Origin of the sequence: Streptomyces botrytidirepellens (genome assembly GCF_003721215.1) — a bacterium.
GTDB lineage: Bacteria > Actinomycetota > Actinomycetes > Streptomycetales > Streptomycetaceae > Streptomyces > Streptomyces himastatinicus.
On sequence record NZ_RIBZ01000127.1, the window covers coordinates 1 to 802 of the forward strand.

2 protein-coding genes are annotated in these 802 nt (G+C 68.7%); both read left to right on the forward strand.

The features are described from left to right. Nucleotides 1-3 precede the first annotated feature (3 nt). Nucleotides 4-525: a KR domain-containing protein gene (locus EEJ42_RS10060; RefSeq protein WP_425472871.1), complete on the forward strand. Its 522-nt coding sequence runs from the start codon at nt 4-6 to the stop codon at nt 523-525. Nucleotides 526-539: 14 nt separating this feature from the next. Then, nucleotides 540-802: acyl carrier protein (locus EEJ42_RS54580; RefSeq protein WP_425472870.1), on the forward strand; the 263-nt coding region annotated here is incomplete at its 3' end.

Sequence of the window (802 nt, forward strand, 5' to 3'; positions counted from 1 at the left end):
CTGATGGGTGCGTTGACTCCGGGGCGTGTTGATGCGGTGTTGCGTCCGAAGGTGGATGCGGCGTGGCATCTGCATGAGCTGACACGGGACATGGACTTGTCTGCGTTCGTGGTGTTCTCCTCCGCGGCGGGCACGCTGGGCAGTGCTGGTCAGGGGAGTTACGCCGCAGGGAATGCGTTCCTGGACGCGTTGGTGCGGTACCGGCGGGACCGGGGGTTGCCGGGTGTGTCGCTGGCGTGGGGGCCCTGGGACCATCCTGGCGGCATGCTCGGCGATCTGGCTGCCGGTGATCGTGAGCGGATGGCGCGTGCGGGTCTGCCGCCGTTGTCCGTCGAGCAGGGTGTGGCGCTGTTCGATGCGGCGGTGGGTGCTGGGGAGCCGGTGGTGTTGCCGGTGCGGCTGGATCTTTCGGCGCTGCGGGCTCGTGGTGAGGTGCCGCCGCNCTTTCGGCGCTGCGGGCTCGTGGTGAGGTGCCGCCGCTGTTGCGCGGACTGGTCCGTACGCGCCGCACAGCCGGACGGATAGCGTCCACCGGGCTGATGCAACGGCTGGCTGGGCTGGGCGAGGTCGAGCAGCGGGAGGTGCTGCTGGACCTGGTGCGCAACCGGGTCGCGTTGGTGCTCGGGTATGAGGGCGCTGCGGGGGTGGATGCAGCTCGTACGTTCCGCGACTTGGGCTTTGATTCGTTGATGGCGGTGGAGCTGCGTAATGGGTTGAGCGCGGCGACGGGGTTGCGGCTTCCGGCGACGCTGGTGTTCGACTACCCGACCGCGCAGGCCCTCGTGGAGCATCTGTTTGATGA